Origin of the sequence: Aeromicrobium sp., assembly GCF_036676885.1 — a bacterium.
Taxonomy (GTDB): Bacteria; Actinomycetota; Actinomycetes; order Propionibacteriales; family Nocardioidaceae; genus Aeromicrobium.
On sequence record NZ_JAKFCB010000081.1, the window covers coordinates 1 to 7329 of the forward strand.

The 7329-nt window shown below is 68.7% G+C and carries 9 protein-coding genes and 1 pseudogene; 5 read left to right on the forward strand and 5 right to left on the reverse strand.

Annotated elements, in window-relative coordinates; genetic code table 11:
• Positions 1-365: NADP-dependent isocitrate dehydrogenase (locus V6M46_RS04370; RefSeq protein ID WP_332662553.1), on the reverse strand; the 365-nt coding region annotated here is incomplete at its 3' end.
• A 145-nt stretch (positions 366-510) separates the two neighbouring features.
• Between V6M46_RS04370 and aqpZ the strand changes: the two genes are divergently transcribed.
• The 4 genes from aqpZ to V6M46_RS04390 all read left to right on the forward strand — a co-directional run bounded on the left by aqpZ (position 511) and on the right by V6M46_RS04390 (position 2874).
• Entirely contained in the window at positions 511-1212 is a 702-nt protein-coding gene (gene aqpZ, locus V6M46_RS04375; protein WP_332662554.1) for an aquaporin Z, read from the forward strand.
• A 95-nt stretch (positions 1213-1307) separates the two neighbouring features.
• The gene (locus V6M46_RS04380) at positions 1308-1589 is read left to right on the forward strand and encodes a hypothetical protein (protein WP_332662555.1); all 282 of its coding nucleotides are present in this window, start codon (positions 1308-1310) and stop codon (positions 1587-1589) included.
• A complete protein-coding gene (locus V6M46_RS04385; RefSeq protein ID WP_332662556.1) occupies positions 1589-2467 on the forward strand; it encodes a DUF692 domain-containing protein in 879 nt (292 codons plus the stop codon). Before V6M46_RS04380 ends, V6M46_RS04385 begins: the two co-directional genes overlap by 1 nt.
• A complete protein-coding gene (locus V6M46_RS04390; protein ID WP_332662557.1) occupies positions 2464-2874 on the forward strand; it encodes a hypothetical protein in 411 nt (136 codons plus the stop codon). Before V6M46_RS04385 ends, V6M46_RS04390 begins: the two co-directional genes overlap by 4 nt.
• A 49-nt stretch (positions 2875-2923) precedes the next feature.
• Here V6M46_RS04390 and katG read toward each other — a convergent pair whose 3' ends face one another.
• Positions 2924-5176 (reverse strand): catalase/peroxidase HPI, encoded by a 2253-nt coding sequence (gene katG / locus V6M46_RS04395; protein WP_332662558.1) that lies wholly within the window; start codon positions 5174-5176, stop codon positions 2924-2926.
• Between the two features lie 14 nt (positions 5177-5190).
• Positions 5191-5634, reverse strand: coding sequence for a Fur family transcriptional regulator (locus V6M46_RS04400; RefSeq protein WP_332662559.1), 444 nt, complete (start codon positions 5632-5634; stop codon positions 5191-5193).
• Positions 5635-5771: 137 nt separating this feature from the next.
• Between V6M46_RS04400 and V6M46_RS04405 the strand changes: the two genes are divergently transcribed.
• On the forward strand, positions 5772-6761 hold the full coding sequence (locus V6M46_RS04405) for a malate dehydrogenase (RefSeq protein ID WP_332662560.1): 990 nt from the start codon (positions 5772-5774) through the stop codon (positions 6759-6761).
• Between the two features lie 97 nt (positions 6762-6858).
• On the opposite strand, the gene V6M46_RS04410 is transcribed toward V6M46_RS04405, so the two are convergent.
• Positions 6859-7134 carry a DUF3017 domain-containing protein gene (locus V6M46_RS04410; RefSeq protein ID WP_332662561.1) on the reverse strand — a complete coding sequence of 92 codons (276 nt, stop codon included), beginning with the start codon at positions 7132-7134 and terminating at the stop codon, positions 6859-6861.
• A pseudogene (locus tag V6M46_RS04415) lies at positions 7131-7329 on the reverse strand (bifunctional methylenetetrahydrofolate dehydrogenase/methenyltetrahydrofolate cyclohydrolase); the annotation flags it as partial. The gene V6M46_RS04410 and the pseudogene V6M46_RS04415, both read right to left, overlap by 4 nt.

The window sequence follows — 7329 nt, forward strand, 5'->3', positions numbered from 1 at the left end:
GCGCGGACGTCCTTGTCCTCGTCGGTCTGCGGGTCGTCGGGGTAGTCCGGCAGGGCGTAACCCTGGCTCTGCAGCTCGGCGATCGCGGCCTTGAGCTGCGGGATCGAGGCGCTGATGTTGGGCAGCTTGATGATGTTGGCCTCGGGGGTCTTGGCGAGGGCGCCGAGCTCGGCGAGGGCGTCGCCGACCTGCTGCTCCGGGGTCAGCCGATCGCCGAACAGGGCGATGATGCGGCCCGCGAGCGAGATGTCACGGGTCTCGACCTCGACGCCGGCAGTCGAGGCATACGCCTCGATGACGGGGAGGAACGAGTAGGTGGCCAGCAAGGGCGCCTCGTCGGTGTGGGTGTAGATGATCTTGGCCATGAGTGCGACGACTCCTACGTGTGGATCAAAGATTGTTTGACATCAAGATATCTCACCGACACTGACGCTCCCAGCGTCCCCCAGCGACGACGACCGGAGCCCTACCCTGTGAGAGAGGTCACACATTGTCTCCAGGAGGCCCACGATGGCAGCACCCACGACATCCCACAAGCTCGGCGCCGAGGCGCTCGGCACGTTCTGGCTGGTCCTCGGCGGCTGCGGCACGGCAGTGCTCGCGGGCCGTGGAGTCGGCACGCTCGGCATCGCGCTGGCCTTCGGCCTCACCGTCCTGACCGCCGCGTACGCGTTCGGACCGATCTCCGGAGGGCACTTCAACCCGGCCGTGACGGTCGGCCTCGCGACCGCGAAGCGGTTCGACTGGAAGGATGCGCCCGGCTACGTCGCCGCACAAGTCGTCGGCGCCACGGTCGCCGGTGCCGTGCTGCTCGCGATTGCCTCGGGCACGGACGGCTTCGACCGGGTCGCCAGCGGATTCGCCACGAACGGCTACGGCGATCGCTCCCCAGGCGGCTACAGCCTGCTGGCCGTCATCATCACCGAGATCGTGCTGACCGCGTTCTTCCTCTACGTGATCTTCGGCGCGACGGCCAAGCGCGCGGCGGTGGGCTTCGCGGGCCTGACGATCGGCCTGGCGCTGACCCTGATCCACCTGATCAGCATCCCGGTCAGCAACACCTCGGTGAACCCGGCGCGATCACTCGGCGTTGCCTGGTTCGGCGGCGGCGACGCGTTGCAGCAGGTATGGGTCTTCATCCTCGCGCCGATCATCGGTGCGGCGATCGCCGGCGTCACCCACGCCATGATCGTCGGCGACGACACCGACTGACCGAGCTATTCCCTTGAGACGGATTGTCTGAGACGATCCATCTCCCACGCCCGTCAACGGCGACGGACTCCGGAACACATCACCGGGAGGTCCTCATGACGGTCTTCTTCATCATCCTTTTCACGGTCGCGGCCCTGTGTCTCGTCATCTTCATCACCGACTACCCACACGGCAGGTCAAACTCGTCGAGTCGCGGGCGCCGTACCGGCCGCTACGGATCCTCAGGCGCTGGCGGCTACTTCGGAGCCAGTGGTGGCGGCGACGGCGGATCGTCCGGCCACGGCGGCGGAGGGCACTCCGGCTGCAGCAGCAGCTCCTGCGGTGGCAGCAGCGGGTGCGGTGGAGGTGGTGGCTGCGGCGGTGGAGGTGGTGGCTGATGTCCCGCTCGCCGGTTGCGGCCCTGGGCGTGGGCGCAGGCTGGCGCCCGGCCATCGCTGACGAGATCCTCGCGCAGGCCCGGACCGGCATGCGGTTCAGCGAGGTGGTCGCCGAGAACGTCTCGCCGAAGCGACTGCCCGCGTCGCTGGTGGCTGCTCGCGAGGCCGGACTCACGGTCGTACCCCACGGCGTGACCCTCGGGCTGGCCGGGGCGCAGTGCCCAGCCCCGGATCGGGTCGCGCGGCTCGGCGAGCTGGCCGTCGCACTCGGGGCGCCACTCGTCAGTGAGCACGTGGCATTCGTACGCGGCGGTGAGGCGCCTGCTGGCACCGATCCCCTCCACGCCGACGTCCTGGAGGCCGGCCACCTCGTTCCGGCGGCGCGAACGGCGGACTCCCTCGCCGTCCTCGTCGACAACGTACGAGCGACGCAGGCCCGCCTGCCGGTCCCGCTGGCGGTCGAGAACATCGCCGCGACCTTGGCGTGGCCCGAGACCACGATGGACGAGCCGGAGTTCCTGACCGCGCTCACGGAGGCAACCGGCTGCTTCTTCCTGCTGGACGTTGCCAACCTGCATGCGACGAGCACGGCGCTCGGCGGCGACCCGCGCGAGCAGCTCGAGCGGATGCCGCTGGACCACGTGGCGTACATCCACGTCGCGGGTGGGTTCACCGACTCCGAGGGCGTCTACTGGGACACCCACGCGCACGACATGACCGACGATGTCCTCGATCTACTGGCGCACGTGGTCGAAATGCTCGGTCCGGCCGGCCCGCCGGTCCTGCTCGAGCGTGACTCCGACGTCGATCCTGAGGTCGTGCGGTCGGAGCTGATGCGCGTACGTCGTGCCGTCGACAGTGCCCGGGTGCCGACATGAGCCGCCAGGACGTCGCACGGCGTCAGGAGCAGGTGCTCCAGGCGCTGCTGCGCGGCGAGGTGCCCGACGGCTTCGATGCGAGATCCGCTGCCATGACGACCCGGGTCTTGCGGACCAAGCGCCGCAGCGAGGCGATCGACGCAGTGCCGGCGCTGCGGACGATCCCGGACTTGGCCGCACGGTTCGATGACTGGGCCGCCGGCCACCCACGGCGTGGCTGCCCGCACGATGATGTCGTCGACTTCCTCGCGGAGGACACCGCGGCGCTTCCCGAGCCCCTGGCGTCGGTTCGGGCCATCGAGCGCGTCTATCGCGGGCACGCCCGGTTTGCCCGCGACCGTCGGCCGGGCCAACCCCGTTGGGTCATCGCGCTCGGCGGACGCGTTTGGCACGTCGGCCCGCATTGAACGGGAGAGGGCCCCGGACATGGCGTCCGGGGCCCTCAGCTCGCACGTCTCAGGCGACGTCGTAGCGATCGAGGTCCATGACCTTGGACCACGCCGCGACGAAGTCGTGCACGAACTTGCCCTGGGCATCGTCGCTCGCGTAGACCTCGGCGATCGCGCGCAGCTCGGAGTTCGAGCCGAAGACCAGGTCGGCCCGGGTGCCGGTCCACGTGACCGCGCCCGATGCATCGCGCGCCTCGTACGTCGACGAGTCGGCAGCTGCTGGCGTCCAGGTCGTGCCGAGCTCGAGCAGGTTGACGAAGAAGTCATTCGTCAGGGTGCCAGGCCGGTCGGTGAAGACACCCAGGCTGGACCCGTCGTAGTTCGCGCCGAGCACGCGCAGGCCACCGATGAGCACGGTCAGCTCCGGCGCACTCAGGTTGAGCAGGTTCGCCCGGTCGATCAGCAGGTACTCCGCCGGCAGCCGGTTGCCCTTGCCGTAGTAGTTGCGGAACCCGTCGGCGACCGGCTCGAGCGCAGCGAACGACTCGATGTCTGTCTGCTCCTGGGTGGCATCGGTGCGTCCGGGGGTGAACGGGACCTGGATGTCGTGGCCCGCATCCTTGGCGGCCTGCTCGATCGCTGCCACGCCGCCCAGCACGATGACGTCGGCCAGCGAGACGTGCTTGTTGCCGGCGTTGAACTCCTGCTGGACGCCCTCGAGGGTGCGCAGCACGATTGCCAGCTGGTCGGGGTTGTTGACCTCCCAGCCGTTCTGTGGCTCGAGCCGGATGCGCGCACCGTTGGCTCCGCCGCGCTTGTCACTGATGCGGAACGACGAGGCCGACGCCCAGGCTGTGGAGACGAGCTGCGAGATCGTCAGCCCCGAGGCGATGAGCTGCCCCTTGAGGTAGGCGATGTCACCCGCCGTGATCGCTTCGCCCGTCGCAGCGGGGAGGGGGTCCTGCCACAGCAGCTCTTCCTGCGGCACCAACGGGCCGAGGTAGCGCTGGATCGGTCCCATGTCACGGTGCGTCAGCTTGTACCAGGCGCGGGCGAACGCATCCGCGAGCTCGTCCGGGTTCTCGAGGAAGCGACGTGAGATCGGCTCATAGATCGGGTCGAACCGCAGTGCGAGGTCCGACGTGAGCATCGTCGGCGGACGCGACAGCGTGCCGTCCTGCGGGTCAGGCACGGTGTTGGCCGCCGCGCCGCCCTTGGGCTGCCACTGGTGGGCACCCGCGGGGCTCTTGGTCAGCTCCCACTCGTGGGCGAACAGGGTCTCGAAGAACGAGTTGTCCCACGTCGTCGGCGTGGCCGTCCAGGTGACCTCGAGACCACTGGTGATGACGTCGCGTCCCTTGCCGGTGCCCAGCGACTGCTTCCAGCCGAGTCCCTGCTCCTCGATCGGTGCGGCCTCGGGCTCGGGACCGACGTACTGGTCAGGATCTCCCGCGCCGTGCGCCTTGCCGAACGTGTGGCCGCCGGCGATCAGCGCGACGGTCTCCTCGTCGTTCATGGCCATCCGGCCGAACGTCTCGCGGATGTCCCGGGCGGAGCCGAGCGGGTCCGGGACGCCTTCGGGGCCTTCGGGGTTGACGTAGATCAGGCCCATCTGCACCGCAGCGAGCGGGCTCTCGAGCTCACGGTCGCCGGTGTAACGCTGCTTGCCACCCTCGTCACCGCCGAGCCACTCGTCCTCGGGGCCCCAGTAGACGTCCTCGTCGGGCTCCCAGACATCGGGACGACCACCGGCGAAGCCGAACGTCTTGAAGCCCATGGTCTCGAGCGCGACGTTGCCGGTCAGGATCATGAGGTCGGCCCACGAGATCGCGGCGCCGTACTTCTTCTTGATCGGCCACAGCAGACGGCGCGCCTTGTCGAGGTTGCCGTTGTCGGGCCAGCTGTTGAGCGGGGCGAAGCGCTGCATGCCGGCTCCGGCGCCGCCGCGACCGTCCCTGATGCGGTAGGTGCCCGCGCTGTGCCACGCCATGCGGATGAAGAACGGCCCGTAGTGACCGAAGTCGGCCGGCCACCAGTCCTGCGAGTCGGTCATGAGTGCCGCGAGGTCGCTGCGCAGGGCGTCGAGGTCGAGGTTGTTGAACGCCTCGGCATAGTCGAAGTCGTCGTCCATCGGGTTGGCGACGTCGGTGTGCTTGCGCAGGATCTTGAGATTGAGCTGGTTGGGCCACCACTCCTGGTTGGCCGATCCCTCAGTCGGGTGGACACGCCCGCCGTGGGAGACGGGGCACTTGCCTTGGCCCTCGTTCTCCTCGTCGTTCATGTCGCCGACGACGGCGTTGTGGTCGTGGTTGTCAGGCATGGGTTCCTCCCGGATCAGATGGATGGTTCAAGAGCAGTGGTGGCGGCGCAGTCGGGGCAGATGCCCCAGTACGTCACCTCGGCCTCGTCGATCGAGAAGCCGTGGTCGTTCGATGCGGTCAGGCACGGTGCGCTGCCGTGAGCGCAATCGACGTCGGCGATCACGCCGCAGGAGCGGCACACGACGTGGTGATGGTTGTCGCCGACGCGCAGCTCGAAGCGTGCCGGCGAGCCGGCCGGTTCGATGCGGCGTACGAGACCGACGGCCGTGAACGCCTTGAGGACGTCGTAGATCGCCTGGGTCGAGACGGTGCCGAGCTCGTCTCTGGCCGCTTCGGCGATCGTGTCGGCGTCGGCGTGCGGCTGCCGACCGAGGGCCTCGATGACCGCGAGCCGCGGTCGCGTCACGCGCAGACCGGCATCGCGCAGCTGCGCGACGGGGTCCTCGAGTGTGGGCATGACGTCATGCAATCACCTTTTCTGGAATCATTCAAGATTAACCCGGTGAACGTCTTGTGAACGCGGGGTCGGGTGGATCGCGTCGGGCGAGTGTGCGCTAGTTTCGAAAGGAACCCCAGCCTCAAGGAGCACCTCTCGTGAGCAATACCCCCGTCAAGGTCGCCGTCACCGGCGCCGCCGGCCAGATCGGCTACAGCCTCCTCTTCCGCCTCGCCAGCGGATCCCTGCTCGGCCCCGACACCCCGATCCAGCTCCAGCTGCTCGAGATCACGCCGGCCCTCAAGGCCCTCGAGGGCGTCGTGATGGAGCTCGACGACTGCGCGTTCCCGACCCTCGCCGGTGTCGAGATCGGTGACGACGCCGAGAAGATCTTCGACGGCGTCAACCTCGCCCTGCTCGTCGGTGCCCGCCCCCGTGGCCCGGGCATGGAGCGCGGCGACCTGCTGGAGGCCAACGGCGCGATCTTCACCGCGCAGGGCAAGGCACTCAACGCCGTCGCCGCCGATGACGTACGTATCGGTGTCACGGGCAACCCGGCCAACACCAACGCGCTGATCGCGATGTCCAACGCTCCTGACATCCCCCGGGAGCGCTTCAGCGCCCTGACCCGCCTCGACCACAACCGGGCGATCTCGCAGCTCGCGGCCAAGACCGGCGCCTCCGTCACCGACATCAAGAAGATGACGATCTGGGGCAACCACTCGGCGACGCAGTACCCCGACATCTTCCACGCCGAGATCGCCGGCAAGAACGCCGCCGAGACGGTCAACGACCAGGCCTGGATCGAGAACGACTTCATCCCGACCGTCGCCAAGCGCGGCGCCGCGATCATCGAAGCGCGTGGCTCCTCGTCCGCGGCCTCCGCCGCATCGGCAACGATCGACGCTGCCCGCGACTGGCTGCACGGCACGCCCGAGGGTGACTGGGCGTCGATGGCCGTCGTGTCCGACGGCTCGTACGACGTACCCGAGGGCCTGATCTACTCGTTCCCCGTCACGACCAAGGACGGCGAGTGGGAGATCGTCCAGGGCCTGGAGATCGACGAGTTCTCGCGCGGCCGCATGGACGCGACCGCCGCCGAGCTGATCGAGGAGCGCGACGCGGTCAAGGAGCTCGGCCTCATCTGAGCGCCGCCTCGGCCCCTAGGCCGAGGAACGAGGCCGGGAGCGAAGCGAAGGGGCATCACGTGCCCCTTCGCTTCGCTCGTATCGAGACCCTTGTCCTTCAGCCGGGCTGGCCCGGGATGACGATGGCGAGCACCACGAGCGCGACACCGAGCGTCGACATCCAGAAGACGTCGAACGCCTTGCCGCGGACTCGCATCATGCCGGTGTGGTCGATCGGGACGACGACGCGGGCCAGCGCGCCGACCACGAAGGCCCCGCCGATCACGATGACCCCGGTGCGCCACGGGCCGACGACGACGATCACGAGGCCGGCGAGCACCGCCAGCAGGTGCAGCAGGTAGAGCTGGGAGCCGCGACTCCGGGGACCGATCACAGGCTCTGCCGTTCGGCGGTCTCGACGACGTTGGCCAGCAGCATCGCGCGGGTCATCGGCCCCACCCCACCCGGATTGGGCGAGATCCAACCCGCGACCTCGTACGCCTTGGGGTCCACATCACCCACGATGCCGTCCTCATCACGGCTCACCCCCACATCCAGCAACGCCGCACCAGGCTTGACCATGTCAGCG